The organism is Sanguibacter sp. TS_SC_8 (assembly GCF_055361235.1).
Window position 1 is genome coordinate 1731715 of the sequence record NZ_CM143955.1, and the last position, 20943, is coordinate 1752657.

The window sequence follows — 20943 nt, forward strand, 5'->3', positions numbered from 1 at the left end:
AATCAGGGAGACGGGGGCGTGAGGGAAGGGTCGAGCGTCTGGCACCGGGGGCACAGCCCCCAGTAGATGACCTCGGCCTCGTCGACGACAAAACCGTGGTCGTCGGCGGGGCGCAGGCACGGGGCGCTCCCGACCGAGCAGTCCACGTCGCTCACCGTGCCGCAGGTGCGGCACACAAGGTGGTGGTGGTTGTCGCCGACCCGCCGCTCGTAGCGAGCGGGGTGCCCGGCCGGTTCGATGCGGTGCACGAGGTCGGCGTGGGTGAGCGCGGCGAGCACGTCGTAGACGGCCTGGGTCGAGGCGGTGCCCAGGGTGTGGCGCACCTGGCCGAGGATCGCCTCGGTGGTCGCGTGCGGATGGTCGGAGACGGCCCCGAGCACCGCGAGCCGGGTCGCGGTGACACGGAGGCCGCGCGACCGCAGCGCTTCCTCGTGCCCGGCGTGCCCGGCGTCAGTGTGCCCAGTGGTGGTCATGACCTCATGATACGCAGATAAACTGGAACTATTCCAGTTTAGGGACGGCCGTGTCCGGGGTGTGCACCGTTCTCGCCGCACCCCGGCGTGATGCCCGCACTGCTGTGAGTCCGGAAGGTGCCCTGCGCGCCCTGCGTGCTCCGCGCGCTGTGCTAATGTTTCCCCTTGACCGACCATCTCCATGTGATCGCCCCCTTCGCGGAGGGTGAGAGCATGACGGGGGTGCGCAAGTGGAGTCTCTCCCACCTGAGTTTCAACAGCTCGGCGGATGATCTGATCATCGCGGCCGACGACCGAATCCGGGTTCTGGTCCGAGTTGTGGATCGTGTCCTCGCGGCACGTTCTCCAGCTGCGTTGCTCGCCCGTTCACGTGCAGACGTGAGCAGGTCGCGGTGACCGTCGGATTTCGAGGCCTCCATCCTGCGCTCAGGAATGGGGGCCTTTCTCATTCCCTGGCGGGCTACCGACGAGTTTCAAGGAGCATCACATCAGCGAGCCTCGCATCAACGATCGGATCCGCGTTCCCGAGGTCCGGCTTGTCGGCCCAGGTGGAGAGCAGGTCGGCGTCGTACGCATTGAGGTCGCCCTGAGCCTTGCCCAGGACGCTGACCTGGACCTCGTCGAGGTCGCCCCGGACGCCCGCCCGCCGGTCTGCAAGCTCATGGACTTCGGCAAGTTCAAGTACGAGTCGGACATGAAGGCCCGTGAGGCTCGCCGCAACCAGGCGAACACGGTCCTCAAGGAGATTCGTTTCCGCCTGAAGATCGACCCGCACGACTACGGGACGAAGAAGGGCCACGTCGAGCGCTTCCTGGCTGCCGGCGACAAGGTCAAGGTCATGATCATGTTCCGCGGCCGCGAGCAGTCGCGCCCGGAGATGGGCGTGCGCCTCCTGCAGCGTCTGGCCGACGACGTCGTGGAGCTGGGCTTCATCGAGAGCATGCCGAAGCAGGATGGTCGCAACATGATCATGGTGCTCGGCCCGACGAAGAAGAAGGCCGACGCGAAGAACGAGCAGCGGCGCCGCGCGGAGGAGTCCGAGACCGCGCGTCCGGCCCGTGAGCCTCGTGAGATGGGCACGCCAGAGTCTGCGGAGTCCTTCGAGCAGCTCGCCGCCGAGTCCTTGGCGCAGGTCGAGGCCGCCGAGGCAGCCGTCGAGGCCGCTCCGGTCGAGGTCCCTGCCGAGGCCGCTCCGGTCGAGGCTGCCGCCCCTGTGGCAGCGGCCGAGCCGTCCGCGCCCGCCGTCGTCGAGCCTGTGGCAGCCCCGGCCGCCCCAGCCAAGCCCGTCGTCAAGAAGCCGGCCACCCCCAAGCCGGTCACCCCGAAGCCTGTTGCAGCCAAGCCCGTCACGGCGAAGCCGGTAGCAATGCCCAAGCCCGCTGCGAAGCCTGCAGCGGCGCCCAAGCCGAGTGTGAAGCCCGCTCCGAAGAAGAGCGAGTAAGCACGACCACCTGGCTAGGTCCTAGACCTAACCGAGTCGGAACCTCCCGGTTCTGACCCGACCGACGTCGTGTGTCGATCCTGACACCTGACCAGACCCGAGGAGAAACGGCAGCCATGCCGAAGAACAAGACGCACTCCGGCGCGAAGAAGCGATTCCGTATCACCGGTAGTGGAAAGGTCATGCGCGAGCAGGCCAACAAGCGCCACCTGCTCGAGCACAAGTCGAGCCGTCGTAAGCGCCGCCTGTCTGCTGACCTGGTCGTCAGCCCCGCCGACGTCCGCAAGATCAAGAAGCTGCTCGGTAAGTGATCTGCTGACGACGAGCCACGGCTCGTCGACGGAGTCCCTTTCCAGCCCCCAACTGCAAGGAGCATCACGTGGCACGCGTGAAGCGGGCGGTAAACGCCCAGAAGAAGCGTCGTACAACACTCGAGCGCGCCAAGGGTTACCGCGGCCAGCGCTCGCGTCTCTACCGAAAGGCGAAGGAGCAGGTCACTCACTCCCTCGTCTACGCCTACCGTGACCGCAAGAAGCGCAAGGGTGACTTCCGTCGCCTGTGGATCCAGCGCATCAACGCTGCGGCCCGCGCCGAGGGCATGACGTACAACCGGTTCATCCAGGGCCTCAAGGCTGCTGAGATCCAGGTCGACCGTCGTATCCTCGCCGAGCTGGCGATCTCCGACGTCGCCGCGTTCAACGCGCTCGTCAAGCTCGCGAAGGCTGCACTCCCCGCCGACGTCAACGCGCCCAAGGTCGCGGCCTGACACTCTGCGTGGAGGGTGCGCAGCGACGCACCCAGTCACCGATGAGGATCACGGAACGCCCAGACGATGACTGAACTGACGAACACCCGCAGCGAGCGGGTCAAGATGGTTCGGTCGTTGGCTGGGCGTTCTGCGCGTTCCCGGGCTGGACGGTTCCTCGTCGAAGGCCCCCAAGGGGTCCGCGAGGCCGTCCGCTTCGCCCCCGGCCAGGTCCGCGACCTCTACTTCACCCGGGAGTCCTACGACCGGTACACGGAGATCGTCGTCGAGTCCGAGCTCGCCGGCATGGTCACCCACGTGGCCAGCGACGAGGTGCTCACGCTCATGAGCCCCGACGCCCAGGGCGTCGTCGCGGTGCTCGACCTGCCCGCCGCCCAAGACCCCGCCGAGCGGCTCGAGACGCTGCTCGGCGCAGCACCGCGCCTCGTCGCGGTGCTGTCCCACGTCCGCGACCCCGGCAACGCCGGGGCGGTCATCCGCGCGGCCGACGCCGCCGGGGCCGACCTGGTCGTGCTCACCTCCGAGAGCGTCGACATCCACAGCCCCAAGGTCGTGCGCTCCACGGCGGGGTCGCTGTTCCACCTGCCGGTCGTGACCGGTCTGCCGCTCACCGACATCGTCGCTGCGGCGTCACGGCACGGCCTGGCGACCCTCGCCGCCGACGGGGTCGGCACCTTCGACCTCGACGACCTGCTCGACGTCGCCGGGTCCGCCGCGCCCGGAGTCCCCGACCTCGCCCGCCCCTCCGCCTGGATCTTCGGCAACGAGGCGTGGGGCCTGCGCGAGGACGAGCGCGCGCTGGCCGACGCCGTCGTGCGCGTCCCCATCCGGGGCCGGGCGGAGTCGCTGAACCTGGCGACCGCGGCGACCGTGTGCCTCTACGCGAGCTCACGTGCTCAGCGCTGACGCCCCCGTGCGGCCTCCGGCAGAGCCCAACCTCTCCCACGGGCTCAAGGTCCGCCACCTGACGATGATGGGCCTGGGGTCGGCCATCGGCGCCGGGCTCTTCCTCGGCACCGGGGTCGGCATCAACGCCGCCGGTCCGGCCGTGCTCGTCTCCTACGCGATCGCCGGGCTGCTCGTCATCCTGCTCATGCGGATGCTTGCCGAGATGGCCTCCGCGGTCCCCTCGAGCGGGGCGTTCTCCCGCTACGCGGACCTCGCCATCGGGCGCTGGGCCGGCTTCACGACCGGCTGGCTCTACTGGTTCATGCTCATCATGGTGCTCGGGGTGGAGATCACCGGGGCGTCGCGCATCGTGCACGGGTGGGTACCTGGCGTCCCGCAGTGGGTCGTCGCGCTCGTCTTCGTCAGCGCCTTCGCGGTGGTCAACCTGTCCGTGGTCGCGCACTTCGGGGAGTTCGAGTTCTGGTTCGCCGCGATCAAGGTGGTCGCGATCCTCGGCTTCCTCGTGGTCGGGGTGCTCGTGCTGACCGGCGTGCTGCACGTCGGCCAGGACGTCGGCGTCGCCGCCATGCTCAGCAACGACGGCTTCGCCCCGAACGGGGTGGCCGGGATCGTCGCGGGGCTGCTCGCGGTGGTCTTCGCCTTCGGGGGGATCGAGATCGTCACGATCGCGGCCGCGGAGTCGCAGGACCCGGCGCGCAGCATCGCCAAGGCCGCAGCCAGCACCGTCTGGCGCATCCTGTTCTTCTACATCGGATCCGTCCTCGTCATGGTCCTCATCCTCCCGTGGGACTCCCCGGAGCTGGTGGCCGGTCCGTTCGTGGCGGTCCTGGCGATCGCCGGCATCCCCGGCGCGGTGACCGTCATGGAGGCGGTCGTGGTCATCGCCCTGCTCTCGGCCTTCAACGCCAACATCTACGCGACGTCGCGGATGGTGTTCTCCCTGGCCGAGCGCGGGGACGGGCCGACGTACTTCGCCGGGGTCTCGGCGGCCGGGGTGCCGAGCCGCGCGGTGTGGACGTCCGTGGCCTTCGGGGTGGTGTCCGTCGGGCTCAACGCCTGGCTGCCCGACCAGATCCTCGGGATCCTGCTCAACGCCGTCGGCGCGACCCTGCTCGTGGTGTGGGCTTTCATCGCCGTCTCCCAGCTGCGGCTGCGCCCCCGGCTCGCCGCCCAGGGTGCGCTGTCGCTGCGCATGTGGGCCTACCCCTACCTGACCTGGTTCACCCTGGCGCTGCTCGCCGGGATCGCCGTCCTCATGCTCTTCGACGAGTCCGCCCGCCGCCAGCTGCTCTCGGCCCTCGCGCTCACCCTGGTCATCGCGGTGATCTACGGCGTGCGACGGTCCCGCCAGGTTCGCCGAGGCCGCGCCCTCGCCCACTAGAATCGCCCCACCGGTCCGCCGGCCGATCACCAACGCTTGGAAGGCATGCATGTCCACCCCTGAACGGGCACAGTCCGACGAGTCCGCCGCCTCTGCCGAGGCCGTCACCCCCGCACCCGAGTCCTTCTCGCCGATCGACGCCGACGCCGCAGCCCGCGCGCTGGGGACCGCACTCGACGCCATCGCGGGAGCCGCAGACCTGGACGAGCTCAAGGCCGTCCGCATCGCCCAGACCGGAGACCGCAGCCCGCTGGCGCTGGCCAACCGGGAGATCGGCAAGCTGGCCCCGGCGGACAAGGCGACCGCCGGCAAGGTGCTGGGTCCGGTCCGCGCGAGGATCGGCCAGGCGCTGGCCGCCCGTCAGGTGGTGCTCGAGGCCGAGCGTGACGCCCGGGTCCTCGTCGAGGAGGCCGTCGACGTCACCCTCCCGGTCGACCGCCGCGCCCCCGGCGCCCGCCACCCCCTCGAGTCCATCCAGGAGCTGATCGGGGACTTCTTCGTCTCGATGGGCTGGGAGATCGCCGAGGGACCCGAGGTCGAGGCGGAGTGGTTCAACTTCGACGCCCTGAACTTCGGACCCGACCACCCCGCACGCCAGATGCAGGACACGTTCTTCGTCACCGGCCCGGTCGACGCGAGCTCCGCGGATGCCCCGGACGCACCGGGGGAGCCCGCGCACCTCGTGCTGCGCACCCACACCTCACCGGTCCAGGCCCGCACCCTGCTCGAGCGGGACCTGCCCATCTACATCGCGTGCCCGGGCAAGGTGTTCCGCACCGACGAGCTCGACGCGACGCACACCCCCGTGTTCCACCAGGTCGAGGGTCTCGCCGTGGACAAGGGCCTGACGATGGCGCACCTGCTGGGGACCCTGGACCACTTCGCCAAGGCGATGTTCGGCCCCGACGCCAAGACCCGTCTGCGCCCGTCCTTCTTCCCCTTCACCGAGCCGAGCGCCGAGATGGACCTGTGGTTCCCGCAGAAGAAGGGTGGACCCGGGTGGATCGAATGGGGCGGCTGCGGCATGGTCAACCCGAACGTGCTGCTCGCCGCGGGCATCGACCCCGACGAGTACACCGGCTTCGCCTTCGGCATGGGGATCGAGCGCACGCTCATGCTCCGCCACGGGATCGCAGACATGCACGACATGGTCGAGGGCGACGTCCGCTTCTCCCAGCACTTCGGAATGGGTATCTGATGCCGCACATCGCACTGTCCTGGCTCGGCGAGCACGTCGAGCTCCCCGCGGGGCTGACCGCCGAGCAGCTGGCAGCCGACCTCGTCCGGGTCGGCCTCGAGGAGGAGGGGGTGCACGGCGCGTCGGTGACCGGCCCCCTCGTCGTCGGACAGGTCGTCTCCCTCGTCAAGGAGGAGCAGAAGAACGGCAAGGTCATCAACTGGTGCCAGGTCGACGTCGGTGCGCACAACACCCTCGACGACGGCGGCCGGCCCACGATCCCGCGCGGGATCATCTGCGGTGCGCACAACTTCGTCGCCGGTGACCGCGTCGTGGCCGCGCTGCCTGGCGCTGTCCTGCCTGGCCCGTTCCCGATCGCCTCCCGCAAGACCTACGGCCACGTCTCCGACGGGATGATCTGCTCGGCCCGCGAGCTCGGCCTGGGTGAGGACCACGACGGCATCATCGTCCTCGACCGGCTCGGCTACACCGCCGCCAACGGCTACGAGACCACCCCCGGGAGCGACGCCATCGCGCTGCTGGGTCTGGGCGAGGAGGTCCTGGAGATCAACGTGACGCCCGACCGGGGCTACTGCTTCTCCATGCGCGGCGTCGCGCGGGAGTTCTCTCACTCCACCGGCGCGGTCTTCACCGACCTCGGCCTGGCACGCGGGCCCCTGCCCGCGCCGTCGCCGGACGGCTTCGGTGTGGTCGTCGACGACTCCGCGCCGATCCACGCCCGCGTCGGCTGCGACCGTTTCGTCACCCGCATCGTCCGCGGGGTCGACGCCGCGGCGCCCTCGCCGGCGTGGATGCAGCGACGCCTGACCCAGGCCGGGATGCGACCGATCTCCCTCGCCGTCGACGTGACGAACTACGTCATGCTCGACCTCGGCCAGCCGCTGCACGCCTACGACCTGGCCACCCTCGTGGCCCCGATCGTCGTGCGCCGCGCCCAGGACGGGGAGCGCCTGACCACCCTCGACGGCGCGGACCGTGCGCTGAGCACCGAGGACCTGCTCATCACCGACAGCGCCGGAGGCACCGGGGCGCGGGTGCTCGGCCTGGCCGGTGTCATGGGCGGGGCCGAGACCGAGGTCACCACCTCCACGACCGACCTGCTCATCGAGGCCGCGCACTTCGACCAGGTGACGATCGCCCGCACCGCCCGCCGGCACAAGCTGCCCAGCGAGGCGGCCAAGCGCTTCGAGCGCGGCGTCGACCCGATGCTGCCCGCCGTCGCCGCTCAGCGCGTCGTCGATCTGCTCGTCGAGCACGGCGGCGGGACCGCGGACCCGGCCGTCAGCGACCTGTCCGACCTCCCCGAGCGGGCGCCGATCACCTTTGAGCTCTCCGAGCCCGAGCGTCTGGTCGGGGTGGCCTACACCGCCGACCAGGTGGTCGACGTGCTCCGTCAGATCGGCTGCGAGGTGACCTCCCTCGAGGGGGCCGGGCTGCAGGCGAGGGTCGCCGTCCTGGTACCCACGTGGCGCCCGGACCTCACCGGCTCGGCCGAGCTCGTCGAGGAGGTCGCCCGCCTCGTCGGCTACGACACCATCCCCTCGATCCTGCCGGTCGCCCCGGCCGGGAGCGGCCTCACCGCCGGACAGCGGGGCCGCCGGTCGGTGGCCCGGGCGCTGGCCGAGGCGGGTTTCGTGGAGACCCTGAGCTACCCGTTCATCGGCTCCGGACAGCTCGACGACCTGGGGCTCGGCGCCGACGACGCACGACGCGTGGCGCTGCGGGTCCTCAACCCCATGTCCGCCGAGAAGAACCTCATGCGCACGAACCTGCTCGTCACCCTGCTCGACACCGCGCGGCGCAACGTCGCCCGCGGGACCGGTGACCTCGCGCTCTTCGAGCTGGGCCTGGTGACCCGCCCGGTCCTCGGCGCCCCGGCGGCCCCGGCACTGGCCGGGGCGCGTCGCCCCAGCGCCGACGAGCTCACCCGCCTGCACGACGCCGTGCCCGCCCAGCCCCGTCAGGTGGCGGGGCTGCTGGCCGGTCAGCGTGACTTGCCGGGCTGGTGGGGCCCGGGCCGCGCGGCGGACTGGACGGACGCGATCGCGGCCGTCCGGCTGGTCGCCGACCGTCTCGGCGTGGACGTCGTGGTCGGCCCGGACACCGACCGTGCGCCGTGGCACCCCGGCCGCTGCGCGCAGGTCACCCTGGCCGACGGCACGTTCGTCGGTCACGCCGGTGAGCTGCACCCGAAGGTGATCGAGCGGACCGGGCTGCCCGCCCGTGCGGTCGCCTTCGAGATCGACCTCGACGTGCTGCTCGCGGCGGCACCGACCGAACCGCTGCAGGGATCCCCGGTCTCGACGTTCCCGCTCGCCAAGGAGGACCTGGCGCTCGTCGTGGACGCGGCGGTGCCTGCCCAGGACGTCTTCGACGCGGTCCGCGCGGGCGCCGGTGACCTCCTCGAAGAGCTGCGGCTCTTCGACGTCTTCGCCGGAGAGCAGGTGGGCGAGGGGAAGAAGTCCCTGGCCTTCTCCCTGCGGCTGCGCGCGGGCGACCGCACCCTCACCGCGGAGGACACCGCGGCCGTCCGCACGGCCGCGGTCGCGCAGGCTCACGCGCGGTGCGGCGCCGAGCTGCGCGGCTGACGGCTTCACGGCTGACGACTGGCTGACGGCTGGCTGACGGCCCGGTTCCCCTCGAGGGAACCGGGCCGTTAGTGTCTGACCTGACACGGGGTGCCGCCCGCCCGAGAGGAGGAGCGGCTGAGACCAGACCCGTCGAACCTGATCTAGCTCGTACTAGCGAAGGGATGTCCAGTGCTGACCCCTGCCATCGACGCCATCGACGCCGACGCCATCGACCGATCCGACCCGGCTGCACCCGACACCGGCCCACCACCGGGACGCCCGCCCGCCCCCGCGCCGTCCCGGGTCCGGGTGCTCAGCATCGCCGGCACCGACCCGACCGGCGGCGCCGGGATCCACGCGGACCTCAAGTCGTTCGCCGCGCACGGCGCCTACGGGATGGCGGTGGTGACCGCGCTCGTGGCGCAGAACACCCGCGGGGTGCGTGCCGTCCACGTCCCGCCGCCGGACTTCCTGCGCGAGCAACTGCACGCGGTGAGCGATGACGTGACCGTGGACTCGGTGAAGATCGGCATGCTCGCCGACGCGGGCTGCGCCCGGGTGGTCGAGGGCTGGCTCCGGGCGGTGCGGCCCCCGGTCGTCGTCCTTGACCCGGTCATGGTGTCCACGAGCGGGCACCGCCTGCTCGATCCCGACGCCGAGCAGGGGATCCACCGGCTGCTCGCCCTGGCCGACCTCGTCACCCCCAACCTCCCCGAGCTCGCTGCGCTGCTCGGTGAACCCACGGCCCGGACCTGGGAGGACGCACTTGCCCAGGGTGGCCGGCTGTGGCAGCGGTGCGGGGCCAGGGTGCTCGTCAAGGGCGGGCACCTGAGCACCGACGGGCCGGGCGGCGCCCGCCAGGGTTCACCCGACGCGCTGGTCGACGGTGACGGCGCGGTCGTCCTGCCCGGCAGGCGGGTGGCGAGCACGAGCACCCACGGGACGGGGTGCTCGTTGTCGGCGGCCCTGGCGGCGGTCCAGCCGCGCCTGGGCGACTGGGCGGCGAGCGCCCGGACGGCGAAGGCGTGGCTCACGGCCGCCATCGAGGCTGCCGCGGCCCTGCAGGTGGGGCGCGGCGCGGGGCCGGTCGACCACCTGGTGGGCGCTCAGGGCTGGTCGTACTCGCAGTCGTAGCCGGGTGGCAGCCAGCGCAGCGTCGTCGTCACGTCGGCCATCGTCGAGCCGGCGGGGGCGTTGGTGTAGCAGTCGGCCTTGGACTGGTCCAGGCCGACCTTGGCGAACCACGCGACCCCGGTGACGGTGCTGAGGAGGATGACCACGGTCGTGGCCACCCGGACCCCGCGGGACGGTGCCGGGCCGCGGTCCTCGTAGCCGCCGTCGGCCCAGGAGTTGTTGATCATGGACACGAGGGTAGCGGTGCTCAGGGCAGCAGGAGGACTTTGCCGGTCGTGCGGCGCCCTTCCAGCGCCGTGTGCGCGGCCGCGGCCTCGGCCAGCGGGAAGGTCGCCCCGACCCGCACGCTCAGCCGCCCCGCGCGCACGTGGGCGAACAGCTCGTCCGACCGGGAGACCAGCTCCGCCCGGGTGGACACGAAGTCGCCGAGGGTCGGGCGGGTGAGGTAGAGCGAGCCGCCGGCATTGAGCCGCTGGATGTCGAAGGGGGCCACCTGCCCAGAGGACCCGCCGAAGAGCACGAGCATGCCCCTCCGGCGCAGGCTGGCGAGCGAGGCGTCGAAGGTGTCCTTCCCGACCGAGTCGTAGACGACGTGCACCCCGCCGCCGGTCAGCTCGCGCACGAGCGCGGGCAGCTCGGAGGGCAGGTCGGTCAGGTCGGCGTAGTTGATGACGTGGTGGGCGCCGGCGCCCCGGGAGAGCTCGGCCTTGGCCGCGGTGGAGACGGTGGTGACCACGGTCGCGCCGCGGGCGACGGCGAGCTGGGTGAGCAGCAGCCCGACGCCGCCCGCCCCGGCGTGGACGAGCACCTGGTCGCCGTCGCGGATCGGGTAGGTCGACGTCGCGAGGTAGTGGGCGGTGAGCCCTTGCAGCGGCAGGGCTGCTGCGACCTGGAGGTCGATCCCCGGGGGGACCGGCAGCGCGCGCTGTGCCGCGACGAGGACGTACCCGGCGTAGGAGGCCGGTGAGTCCGCCCATGCGACCCGGTCACCGACCGTGAAGCCGCCGGTCCCAGCCTCGACGCCGACGCCGACGCCGGGGCCGGTGGCCACGACCACTCCGGCGCCCTCGGTGCCCAGCACGGCGGGGTAGGTCATCCGGTAGACCCCGGACCGGCGGTAGGTGTCGATGAAGTTCACGCCCGCGGCGGCGACCTCGACGAGCAGCTCCCCGGCGCCGGGGGAGGGGACCGGGACCTCACGGTGGTCGAGGACCTCCGGGCCCCCGGCCCGGGTGGCGACGACGGCGTGGGTGATCTGGTCGCTCATGCGGTCTCCCCTCCGATCCCCTGCTCACCGAGCCAGCGCAGGCATGCCCGGGTCCACTCGGCCGGTGCTCCGGCGGACTCGGCGAGACCCAGACCGTGCGTGCCGGTGGGATAGACGTGCAGCTCGAAGGGGATGTGCGCGCGGCCGAGCGCACTCGCGAGGCCCAGGCTGTGCTCGACGTCGACCACCGCGTCGTCGGCGGTGTGCCACAGGAAGGTGGGTGGCGTGCGAGCGTCCACCCGGCGCTCCACACTGAGCGCCTTGGCGAACGCGGTGTCGTCGGCGTGCGCGCCGAGCAGGTTGCCCCGCGAGCCGAGGTGGGGCAGGTCGGTCATGGACACGACCGGGTAGCACAGCACACCGACGTCCGGGCGGGCTGGGGACACGACGCCCTCAAGGGACCCTGCCCCCGAGACGCCGTCGGCGGCGAGGGCCAGCTCGGCGTCGGTCGCGGTGAGCGCCAGCCCGGCCAGGTGCGCCCCGGCACTGAAGCCCAGCACACCGATCGGTCCGGTGACGGGACCGTGCACGCCACCGCGGAGCTCGGCGAGCGCGCGGAGCACCTGGCCGAGGGCGACCGGGTAGGTCGCCGGCGCGACCGCGTAGTCGAGGTAGCCGCAGGCCACGCCGTGGGTGCGGAGCCACCGGGTGACGTCGAGGTACTCGTGCTCGGCGCGGCCTCCGTAGCCGCCGCCGGCGAGCACGAGGACGAAGCCGCGGGTGTCCCCGGGAACGCCAGGGTGCGGCGGCAGAACGGTCAGGAGCGGGCGGGAGCTGTCCAGGCTGGTCATCTCCTGAGCCTAACGCCCGGCTGTATCAACTCGCATGAGAGTGTATTGTTATGCATATGGCGTTCACAGTGGCAGTCGCAGGGGCGAGCGGATACGCGGGTGGGGAGACCCTGCGGATCCTCGCCGACCACCCGGAGATCACGATCGGTGCCCTCACCGCTCACTCCAACGCAGGCACCCAGCTCGGCCTGCACCAGCCCCACATCCGGGCGCTCGCGGACCGGGTGCTGCTCCCCACCGACGTCGAGAACCTGCTCGGCCACGACGTCGTCGTGCTCGCGCTGCCGCACGGCGCCTCGGGCGAGATCGCCGCGCAGCTCCCCGAGGACGTGCTCGTCATCGACCTCGGCGCCGACCACCGTCTCGACGACCCCCAGGCGTGGGTCGACTACTACGCCACCCCGCACGCCGGGACCTGGCCCTACGGTCTGCCCGAGCTGCTGCGCGCCGACCGGTCCCACGGCACGCCGGTCGCCGGCGGAGAGCTGACCAAGCAGCGCGAGCTGCTCGCCGGCGCTCGCCGGATCGCGGTCCCCGGCTGCAACGTCACGGCCGTCACCCTCGGCCTGCAGCCAGGGATCGCCTCCGGCCTGCTCAGCGCCCTCGACCTGGTCGCGGTGCTTGCCGTCGGCTACTCCGGGGCGGGCAAGTCCCTCAAGACCCACCTGCTCGCCTCCGAGGCGCTCGGCTCCGCCCAGCCCTACGCCGTCGGCGGCAGCCACCGCCACATCCCCGAGATCGAGCAGAACCTGCGGATCGCCGGGGCCGAGGAGGTCACCGTCTCCTTCACCCCCGTCCTCGTCCCGATGTCGCGGGGCATCCTCGCCACCGCGACCGCGCGCTTCGCCCCCGGCCACGAGGACACCACCCTGGCCCAGCTGCGCCAGGCCTGGGAGCAGGCCTATGTGAGCGAACCGTTCGTCGACCTCCTCCCCGCCGGGCAGTGGCCGACCACCGCGATGACGGCCGGCGCCAACACCGCCCTCGTGCAGGTCGCGATCGACCGCCGGGCCGGGCGCGTGGTGACCGTCACCGCGATCGACAACCTCGTCAAGGGCACCGCAGGCGGCGCCGTCCAGTCCATGAACATCGCCCTCGGTCTGCCACAGACCCTGGGCCTCACCGCACAAGGAGTCGCGCCGTGAGCGTTACCGCAGCCCAGGGATTCCGGGCGGCCGGCGTCGTCGCCGGCCTGAAGTCCACCGGCAAGCCCGACGTCGCCCTCGTGGTCAACGACGGCCCGCTCGACGTCGCCGCCGCGGTGTTCACCTCCAACCGGGTCTTCGCGGCGCCGGTCGCGTGGTCCCGCCAGGTGGTCGCCGACGGTCGCGCGACCTCCGTGGTCCTCAACTCCGGCGGGGCGAACGCCTGCACCGGCCCGGACGGCTTCGCCGACACCCACCACACCGCCGAGCACGTCGCCGGCCTGCTGGGCACGTCGTCCGGGGACACCGTGGTCTGCTCGACCGGCCTCATCGGTGAGCGCCTGCCCATGGACAAGCTCCTCGCCGGGGTGGACGACGCCGCCGAGCAGCTGGCCGGCAACGGCGGCTTCCTCGCCGCGGCGGCCATCATGACGACGGACACCGTGCCCAAGACCGTCGCGATCACCGGGGGAGCCGGCCCCGCAGAGCCGGGCGCACCGACGTGGACCGTGGGCGGCATGGCCAAGGGCGCGGGCATGCTCGCCCCCGGCCTGGCCACCATGCTCTGCGTGCTCACGACCGACGCCGTCGTCGACTCCGCCACCGCCGACGCCGCGCTGCGCACCGCGACCCGGCTGACCTTCGACCGGGTCGACTCCGACGGCTGCATGTCCACCAACGACACGGTCGTCCTGCTCGTCTCCGGTGCGAGCGAGCTGACCGCGACCGCCGACGAGCTCACCACGGCGCTCACCGCCGCCTGCGCCTCCCTGGCCCGCCAGCTCGTGGCCGACGCCGAGGGCGCGAGCCACGACGTCGCCGTCGAGGTGGTCGGTGCCCACTCCGAGGACGCCGCCGTGGCCGTGGCCCGCGCGGTCACCCGGTCCAACCTCTTCAAGGCGGCCGTCTTCGGCAACGACCCCAACTGGGGCCGGGTGCTCTCCGCCGTGGGCACCGTCCCGGAGTCCGTCGCCGTCTTCGACGCGGACCGCCTCGACGTCTCCATCAACGGGGTCCAGGTGTGCCGCGCCGGAGGAGTGGGCGAGGACCGGACCCTCGTCGACCTCGCCGGACAGCGCGAGGTGCGGGTGCTCATCGACCTGCACGCTGGCGACGCGACCGCGACCGTGTGGACGAACGACCTCACCCACGACTACGTCCACGAGAACAGCGCGTACTCCTCATGAGCCTTCCCACCGCCCTCGACTTCTCCCAGATGGACGTCGGGGCCGACCTCACCCCTGCGCAGAAGGCCGAGGTGCTCCTCGAGGCGCTGCCGTGGCTCAAGGAGTTCAACGGCGCACTCGTCGTCATCAAGTACGGCGGCAACGCCATGATCGACGACCGGCTCAAGGCCGCCTTCGCCCAGGACATGGTGTTCCTGCGCCAGGTCGGGCTGCACCCCGTCGTCGTGCACGGCGGCGGACCGCAGATCTCGGAGATGCTCGGGCGCCTGGGCATCCCGAGCGAGTTCCGCGGCGGGCTTCGGGTGACCACCCCCGAGGCCATGGAGGTCGTCCGGATGGTGCTCACCGGCAAGGTCTCCCGTGAGCTGGTCGGGCTCATCAACGCCCACGGCCCCTTCGCCGTCGGGCTCTCCGGTGAGGACGGCGGCCTGCTGCGCGCCCGCCGCCGCCACGCCACCGTCGACGGCGAGCCCGTCGACGTCGGCCTCGTCGGCGACGTCGTCGCGGTCGACCCGAGCGCTGTGAAGGACCTGCTCGACGCCGGGCGCATCCCGGTGGTCTCCACCATCGCCCCCGACATCGACGACCCGACCCAGGTGCTCAACGTCAACGCCGACACCGCCGCGGCGGCCCTCGCGGTCGCCCTCGGCGCGCGCAAGCTCATCGTGCTGACCGACGTCGAGGGCCTGTACACCTCCTGGCCCGACCGCAGCTCCCTGGCCAGCCAGATCGGCGTCGGTGCGCTCGCGGACCTGCTGCCCTCCCTCGAGTCGGGCATGGTCCCCAAGATGGAGGCGTGCCTGCGCGCCGTCCTCGGTGGGGTCCGCGAGGCCCACGTCATCGACGGCAGGGTGGCGCACTCGGTGCTCATGGAGGTCTTCACGACCAAGGGCATCGGCACCATGGTCGTGCCCGACGCCGCGCCCACCACACCCACCATCCCCACCACCCAGAACGGAGCTCCCGCGTGAGCGAGCAGACCGCCCCGAACGAGGTGGCCGCCCCCGCCGCCCTCGAGGCGCCCGCCCCCGGTGCGATCCAGCCCGCCGCGGGGTCCGCGGCCGAGTGGACCCAGCGGTACACCGGCGCCGTCATGGACACCTTCGGCCCGCCCCAGCGGGTGCTGGTCCGCGGTGAGGGCGCCTACGTGTGGGACGCGGACGGCATGCGCTACCTCGACCTGCTCGCCGGCATCGCCGTCAACTCCCTGGGCCACGCCCACCCCACCCTCACCGCGGCGATCAGTGCCCAGCTGGGCACCCTGGGTCACGTGTCGAACTTCTTCGGCACGCCCACCCAGATCGCCCTCGCCGAACGGCTGCTCTCCCTCAGCCGGGCGCCGGGCGGCTCGCGGGTGTTCTTCACGAACTCCGGGACCGAGGCCAACGAGGCTGCCTTCAAGATGGCCCGGCGCACCGGCCGGCCCCGGATCCTCGCCCTCGAGGGCAGCTTCCACGGCCGCACGATGGGCGCGCTCGCCCTCACCTCCAAGGCCGCCTACCGCGAGCCCTTCGAGCCGCTGCCCGGGGGAGTGGAGTTCCTGCCCTTCGGTGACCTCGATGCCCTCGAGGCGGTCTTCGCCGGTGATCCCACCACGAGCGATATCGCCGCCTTCTTCCTCGAGCCGATCCAGGGCGAGGCGGGGGTCCGCCCGCTGCCCGCCGGCTACCTGGCCCGCGTCCGGGAGCTCACCCGCGCCCACGGCACGCTGCTCATCCTCGACGAGGTGCAGACCGGCATGGGCCGCACCGGGGCGTGGATGGCCCACCACCTCTCCCACATCGGCGGGGGCATCGTGCCCGACGTCGTCACCCTCGCCAAGGGCCTCGGCGGCGGCTTCCCGATCGGCGCGGTCGTCGCCTACGGAGAGCGCGCCGCGACGCTGCTCGGCCGGGGCCAGCACGGCACGACCTTCGGCGGCAACCCGGTCGCCGCCGCCGCGGCGCTCGCCACGATCGCCGTCATCGAGCGCGACGGTCTGCTCGCCGGTGTCCAGCAGACCGGGAGCTACCTGCGCGAGCAGGTGGACGCCGTCGGGCACCCGCTCATCGCCGGCGCCCGCGGGGAAGGCCTGCTCGTGGCCATCGAGCTCACCGCCCCGGTCGCGGCGGCCGTGGCGGCGCGCGCCCTGGCCGCGGGGTTCATCGTCAACCCGGTGACCCCGACCGCGCTGCGCCTCGCACCGCCGCTCATCCTCACCCGCGACCAGGTCGACGACTTCGTCGCCTTCCTCGCGGACCTGCCCACGACCGCTGCCGACCTCACCCCGGAGGCCTAGATGACCCGCCACTTCCTGCGCGACGACGACCTCACGCCGGCCGAGCAGGCCGAGGTCCTCGAGCTGGGCCTGCGCTTCGCGCAGGACCGGTTCCACCGGACCCCGCTGCAGGGCCCCCGGGCCGTCGCGGTGATCTTCGACAAGCCGTCCACCCGGACCCGGGTGTCGTTCTCCGTCGGGATCGCCGAGCTCGGCGGGTACCCGCTCGTCATCGACGCGGCGAACTCCCAGCTGGGGCGCGGTGAGCCGATCGCCGACACCGCCCGGGTCCTGGACCGCCAGGCCGCCGCGATCGTGTGGCGGACCTTCGGCCAGGACCGTGTCGAGGAGATGGCCGCGGCGAGCTCGGTGCCCGTGGTCAACGCCCTCACCGACGACTTCCACCCGTGCCAGATCCTCGCGGACCTGCTGACCATCGCCCAGCACCGCGGCGGGGTCGCCGCGCTGGCCGGTCAGACCCTCGCCTACGTCGGCGACGGCGCGAACAACATGTCCCACTCCTACCTCATCGGCGGAGCGCTGGCCGGCATGCACGTGCGGATCGGGACGCCGCCCGGCTACCCGCCCAACGCGACCTTCCTCGCCGACGCGGCCCGGATCGCCGCCCGCACCGGCGGCTCCGTCCTCGTCACCGCCGACCCGGCCGAGGCCGTGGCCGGCGCGGACGCGGTGGCCACCGACACCTGGGTGTCCATGGGCGACGAGGCCTCCGCGACCGAGCGCGCCCGCCCCTTCGTGCCCTTCCAGGTGAACGCCGAGCTCATGGCGCACGCCGCGCCCGACGCCGTCGTCCTGCACTGCCTGCCCGCCTACCGCGGCAAGGAGATCACCGCCGACGTCATCGACGGCCCGCAGTCGGTCGTCTGGGACGAGGCCGAGAACCGGCTGCACGCCCAGAAGGCGCTGCTCACCTGGCTGCTTGGCCACCGGTGAACATGACCTCGGTGCCCTCGGGCACGGTACCGGCGACGAAGGCCGCCCGGCACGCCCGGATCGTGCAGCTGCTGGTCCGCGAGCAGATCCACTCCCAGGCCGAGCTCGCCCGCTCGCTCGCCCGGGACGGGCTGCACGTGACCCAGGCGACGCTCTCCCGCGACCTCATCGAGCTGCGCGCGGAGAAGGTGCGCACCACCTCCGGCGTGCTCGTCTACGCCGTGCCCGGGGAGGGCGGGGACCGCAGCGTGCAGGCGACCGCGGACGCGGAGTACCTGGCCGCGCGCCTCGCGCGGCTGTGCGGGGAGCTGCTCGTCTCGGCCGAGAGCTCGGCGAACCTCGTCGTGCTGCGCACCCCGCCGGGTGCTGCGCAGTACCTGGCCTCGGCGATCGACCACTCGGTGCTGCCGGGGGTGCTCGGCACGATCGCCGGCGACGACACGCTCCTGGTGATCGCCCGGGACGTCGACGGGGGAGACGAGCTGGCCGCCCGGTTCGTCGCGCTGGCGAGCGACAGCCTGTGACCGCCGCTCCGCACCCGTCCGGGGGTCGACCTGCGGTCACCGCAGCGACGCCGAGGATGACAGACTTGACCCATTCACCACGTGAGAAAGAGAAGTGCAATGACTGAACGCGTCGTGCTCGCCTATTCCGGCGGCCTGGACACCTCTGTAGCCATCGGATGGATCGCCGAGCGCACCGGCGCCGAGGTCATCGCCGTGGCCGTCGACGTCGGCCAGGGCGGTGAAGACCTCGAGGTCATCCGCCAGCGTGCCCTGGACTGCGGCGCGGTCGAGGCGTACGTCGCCGACGCCCGCGACGAGTTCGCGGAGGAGTACTGCATGCCGGCGCTGCGCGCCAACGCGCTCTACCTCGACCGCTACCCGCTCGTCTCGGCCATCTCGCGCCCGATCATCGTCAAGCACCTCGTGCGGGCCGCCCGCCAGTTCGACGCCCAGACGGTCGCGCACGGCTGCACCGGCAAGGGCAACGACCAGGTCCGCTTCGAGGTCGGCATCACCTCCCTCGCCCCGGACCTCAAGTGCCTCGCACCGGTCCGTGACCTCGCCCTGACCCGCGAGAAGGCCATCGCCTACGCCGAGCTGCACAAGCTGCCGATCGAGACGACGAAGCACAACCCGTTCTCGATCGACCAGAACGTGTGGGGCCGCGCCGTGGAGACGGGGTTCCTCGAGGACATCTGGAACGCCCCGACCAAGGACGTCTACAACTACACCGACGACCCCACCTTCCCGCCCGTCGCGGACGAGGTCATCATCACCTTCGACCGGGGCATCCCGGTCGCCCTCGACGGCGTGCCGGTCACCCCGCTGCAGGCCATCCAGGAGATGAACCGCCGCGCCGGCGCCCAGGGCGTGGGGCGCATCGACATCGTCGAGGACCGTCTCGTGGGCATCAAGTCCCGCGAGATCTACGAGGCACCGGGCGCCATGGCCCTCATCGCCGCGCACCAGGAGCTCGAGAACGTCACGGTCGAGCGCGAGCAGGCGCGGTTCAAGCGCACGGTCGCCCAGCGTTGGACCGAGCTGGTCTACGACGGCATGTGGTTCTCGCCGCTGAAGAAGTCCCTCGAGACCTTCATCGACGACACCCAGCGCTACGTCTCCGGTGACATCCGCATGGTGCTGCACGGTGGCCGCGCCACCGTGACCGGGCGCCGCAGCGAGGCGAGCCTCTATGACTTCAACCTCGCCACCTACGACGAGGGCGACACCTTCGACCAGAGCCAGGCGCGCGGCTTCATCGAGATCTTCGGCCTCACCGCGAAGCTCTCCGCCGCCCGCGACGTGAAGTTCGGCAACGGCGTGGACCTGTCCGGGTCCTCCCTGCCGGGCAGCCAGGCCTGAGCGTGGGCGACCACCAGGACACCGGGTCCGGCGCGGTCCCCGACGCCGCAGCGTCCGGCACCCCAGCGTCCGGCGCCCCACAGGCTGAACCGCAGCAGCGGGTCAGCCTGTGGGGCGGGCGGTTCGCCGGCGGTCCCTCGGACGCGCTGGCGGCACTGTCGTTGTCGACCCACTTCGACTGGCGGCTCGCCTCCCAGGACATCGCCGGGTCGAAGGCGCATGCCCGCGTGCTGCGCACCGCGAACCTGCTCACCGACGACGAGCTCGAGGTCATGCTGGACGGTCTCGACCGGCTGGCCGCCGACGTCGAGAGCGGGGCCTTCCGCCCCGAGGTCGCCGACGAGGACGTGCACACCGCCCTCGAGCGCGGCCTGATCGAGCGGGCCGGGCCCGAGGTGGGTGGCAAGCTCCGCGCGGGCCGGTCCCGCAACGACCAGATCGCCACCCTCGTGCGGATGTATCTGCGCGAGGAGGCCAAGGCGATCGGCGGCCTCGTGCTCGACGTCGCCGACGCGCTCATCGCCCAGGCGGAGGCGCACCCCGGTGCGGCCATGCCCGGGCGCACGCACCTGCAGCACGCCCAGCCGGTGCTGCTCGCCCACCACCTGCTCGCCCACGTGTGGCCGTTGCTGCGCGACGTCGACCGCTACATCGACTGGGACGTGCGGGCGGCGCGCTCGCCCTACGGCTCGGGCGCTCTCGCCGGGTCGTCCCTGGGGCTCGACCCCGAGGCCGTCGCGGCCGAGCTCGGTTTCGACCGGGCGGTGGAGAACTCGATCGACGGGACGGCCAGCCGCGACGTGGTCGCGGAGTTCGCCTTCGTCTCGGCGATGCTCGGGATCGACCTGTCCCGGTTCGCCGAGGAGATCATCATCTGGAACACCAAGGAGTTCGGCTTCGTCCGGTTGGACGACGCCTTCTCCACGGGGTCCTCGATCATGCCGCAGAAGAAGAACCCGGACATCGCCGAGCTTGCGCGCGGCAAGGCCGGGCGGCTCATCGGTGACCTCACCGGGCTGCTCGCCACCCTCAAGGGACTGCCGCTCGCGTACAACCGTGACCTGCAGGAGGACAAGGAGCCGGTGTTCGACCAGGTCGACACGCTCACCGTGCTGCTGCCGGCCTTCGCGGGGATGGTCTCCACGATGACCTTCAACACCGAGCGGATGGCCGAGCTCGCCCCCCAGGGCTTCTCGCTCGCGACCGACATCGCCGAGTGGCTGGTCCGCCAGGGCGTCCCGTTCCGGGTCGCCCACGAGGTGGCTGGTGCCTGCGTCAAGGTGTGCGAGGACCGCGGCATCGAGCTGTGGGACCTGTCCGACGCCGACCTGCTCGCCATCTCCGAGCACCTCACCCCCGGGGTCCGCGAGGTCCTCACGGTCGAAGGCTCCCTCGGCTCCCGCAACGCGGTCGGTGGCACCGCCCCCGAGCGGGTCGCCGAGCAGCTCGAGGAGGCCAAGGTCCAGGTCGCGGAGTACCGCTACTGGGTCAACGGCTAGCATCACCCCGCGCGTCACGACGAGGTCGGGGACGGTCAGGGGCGCCCGCCCGTGACCGTCCCCGACCTCGTTCCCCCGTCCCCCGTCCCGCCGAGAGGACCCC

At 72.1% G+C, this 20943-nt stretch carries 20 protein-coding genes and 1 riboswitch; of the genes, 16 read left to right on the forward strand and 4 right to left on the reverse strand.

What is annotated here, in order from left to right:
- Window positions 1-2: 2 nt before the first annotated feature.
- On the reverse strand, window positions 3-473 hold the full coding sequence (locus ACWA15_RS07840) for a Fur family transcriptional regulator (RefSeq protein WP_464059015.1): 471 nt from the start codon (window positions 471-473) through the stop codon (window positions 3-5).
- A gap of 514 nt (window positions 474-987) precedes the next feature.
- On the opposite strand from ACWA15_RS07840, the gene infC reads away from it, so the two are divergent.
- From infC to thiD, 8 genes are all read left to right on the forward strand, one after another.
- Window positions 988-1914, forward strand: coding sequence for a translation initiation factor IF-3 (gene infC, locus ACWA15_RS07845; protein WP_464059449.1), 927 nt, complete (start codon window positions 988-990; stop codon window positions 1912-1914).
- Between the two features lie 116 nt (window positions 1915-2030).
- Window positions 2031-2225: a 50S ribosomal protein L35 gene (gene rpmI, locus ACWA15_RS07850; RefSeq protein WP_093183225.1), complete on the forward strand. Its 195-nt coding sequence runs from the start codon at window positions 2031-2033 to the stop codon at window positions 2223-2225.
- A 68-nt stretch (window positions 2226-2293) separates the two neighbouring features.
- The gene (gene rplT / locus ACWA15_RS07855) at window positions 2294-2680 is read left to right on the forward strand and encodes a 50S ribosomal protein L20 (RefSeq protein ID WP_093183227.1); all 387 of its coding nucleotides are present in this window, start codon (window positions 2294-2296) and stop codon (window positions 2678-2680) included.
- A gap of 66 nt (window positions 2681-2746) precedes the next feature.
- Window positions 2747-3586 (forward strand): TrmH family RNA methyltransferase, encoded by an 840-nt coding sequence (locus ACWA15_RS07860; RefSeq protein ID WP_464059017.1) that lies wholly within the window; start codon window positions 2747-2749, stop codon window positions 3584-3586.
- On the forward strand, window positions 3573-4970 hold the full coding sequence (locus tag ACWA15_RS07865; RefSeq protein WP_464059019.1) for an amino acid permease: 1398 nt from the start codon (window positions 3573-3575) through the stop codon (window positions 4968-4970). Before ACWA15_RS07860 ends, ACWA15_RS07865 begins: the two co-directional genes overlap by 14 nt.
- A 49-nt stretch (window positions 4971-5019) precedes the next feature.
- Entirely contained in the window at window positions 5020-6168 is a 1149-nt protein-coding gene (gene pheS / locus ACWA15_RS07870) for a phenylalanine--tRNA ligase subunit alpha (RefSeq protein ID WP_464059021.1), read from the forward strand.
- Window positions 6168-8756 carry a phenylalanine--tRNA ligase subunit beta gene (pheT, locus tag ACWA15_RS07875; RefSeq protein ID WP_464059022.1) on the forward strand — a complete coding sequence of 863 codons (2589 nt, stop codon included), beginning with the start codon at window positions 6168-6170 and terminating at the stop codon, window positions 8754-8756. The genes pheS and pheT overlap by 1 nt, the downstream gene beginning before the upstream one ends.
- A 76-nt stretch (window positions 8757-8832) precedes the next feature.
- A riboswitch (TPP riboswitch) is annotated at window positions 8833-8938 on the forward strand.
- Window positions 8928-9872: a bifunctional hydroxymethylpyrimidine kinase/phosphomethylpyrimidine kinase gene (thiD, locus tag ACWA15_RS07880; protein ID WP_464059024.1), complete on the forward strand. Its 945-nt coding sequence runs from the start codon at window positions 8928-8930 to the stop codon at window positions 9870-9872. (Overlaps the previous riboswitch by 11 nt.)
- Here the strand turns inward: thiD and ACWA15_RS07885 are convergent.
- From ACWA15_RS07885 to ACWA15_RS07895, 3 genes are read right to left on the reverse strand one after another with little or no spacing between them, the layout of a single operon-like run.
- Window positions 9845-10099, reverse strand: coding sequence for a hypothetical protein (locus ACWA15_RS07885; protein WP_464059026.1), 255 nt, complete (start codon window positions 10097-10099; stop codon window positions 9845-9847). The two genes, thiD and ACWA15_RS07885, sit on opposite strands and share 28 nt — an antisense overlap.
- Window positions 10100-10119: 20 nt before the next feature.
- The gene (locus tag ACWA15_RS07890) at window positions 10120-11139 is read right to left on the reverse strand and encodes a quinone oxidoreductase family protein (protein WP_464059028.1); all 1020 of its coding nucleotides are present in this window, start codon (window positions 11137-11139) and stop codon (window positions 10120-10122) included.
- Complete coding sequence (locus ACWA15_RS07895) at window positions 11136-11930, reverse strand: alpha/beta hydrolase (protein WP_464059029.1); 795 nt, start codon at window positions 11928-11930, stop codon at window positions 11136-11138. The genes ACWA15_RS07890 and ACWA15_RS07895 overlap by 4 nt, the downstream gene beginning before the upstream one ends.
- 50 nt (window positions 11931-11980) lie before the next feature.
- Between ACWA15_RS07895 and argC the strand changes: the two genes are divergently transcribed.
- The 8 genes from argC to argH all read left to right on the forward strand — a co-directional run bounded on the left by argC (window position 11981) and on the right by argH (window position 20840).
- Window positions 11981-13075: an N-acetyl-gamma-glutamyl-phosphate reductase gene (argC, locus tag ACWA15_RS07900; RefSeq protein WP_464059031.1), complete on the forward strand. Its 1095-nt coding sequence runs from the start codon at window positions 11981-11983 to the stop codon at window positions 13073-13075.
- Window positions 13072-14262 carry a bifunctional glutamate N-acetyltransferase/amino-acid acetyltransferase ArgJ gene (gene argJ / locus ACWA15_RS07905; protein ID WP_464059032.1) on the forward strand — a complete coding sequence of 397 codons (1191 nt, stop codon included), beginning with the start codon at window positions 13072-13074 and terminating at the stop codon, window positions 14260-14262. The genes argC and argJ overlap by 4 nt, the downstream gene beginning before the upstream one ends.
- Window positions 14259-15233: an acetylglutamate kinase gene (argB, locus tag ACWA15_RS07910; RefSeq protein WP_464059033.1), complete on the forward strand. Its 975-nt coding sequence runs from the start codon at window positions 14259-14261 to the stop codon at window positions 15231-15233. The genes argJ and argB overlap by 4 nt, the downstream gene beginning before the upstream one ends.
- A 23-nt stretch (window positions 15234-15256) precedes the next feature.
- A complete protein-coding gene (locus ACWA15_RS07915; RefSeq protein ID WP_464059450.1) occupies window positions 15257-16540 on the forward strand; it encodes an acetylornithine transaminase in 1284 nt (427 codons plus the stop codon).
- Complete coding sequence (argF, locus tag ACWA15_RS07920; RefSeq protein WP_464059034.1) at window positions 16541-17473, forward strand: ornithine carbamoyltransferase; 933 nt, start codon at window positions 16541-16543, stop codon at window positions 17471-17473.
- A gap of 2 nt (window positions 17474-17475) precedes the next feature.
- Window positions 17476-17997: an arginine repressor gene (locus tag ACWA15_RS07925; protein ID WP_464059035.1), complete on the forward strand. Its 522-nt coding sequence runs from the start codon at window positions 17476-17478 to the stop codon at window positions 17995-17997.
- 99 nt (window positions 17998-18096) lie between these two features.
- Window positions 18097-19341, forward strand: coding sequence for an argininosuccinate synthase (locus ACWA15_RS07930; RefSeq protein ID WP_464059036.1), 1245 nt, complete (start codon window positions 18097-18099; stop codon window positions 19339-19341).
- A gap of 107 nt (window positions 19342-19448) precedes the next feature.
- The gene (gene argH, locus ACWA15_RS07935) at window positions 19449-20840 is read left to right on the forward strand and encodes an argininosuccinate lyase (protein WP_464059451.1); all 1392 of its coding nucleotides are present in this window, start codon (window positions 19449-19451) and stop codon (window positions 20838-20840) included.
- The last annotated feature ends 103 nt before the right edge of the window (window positions 20841-20943 follow it).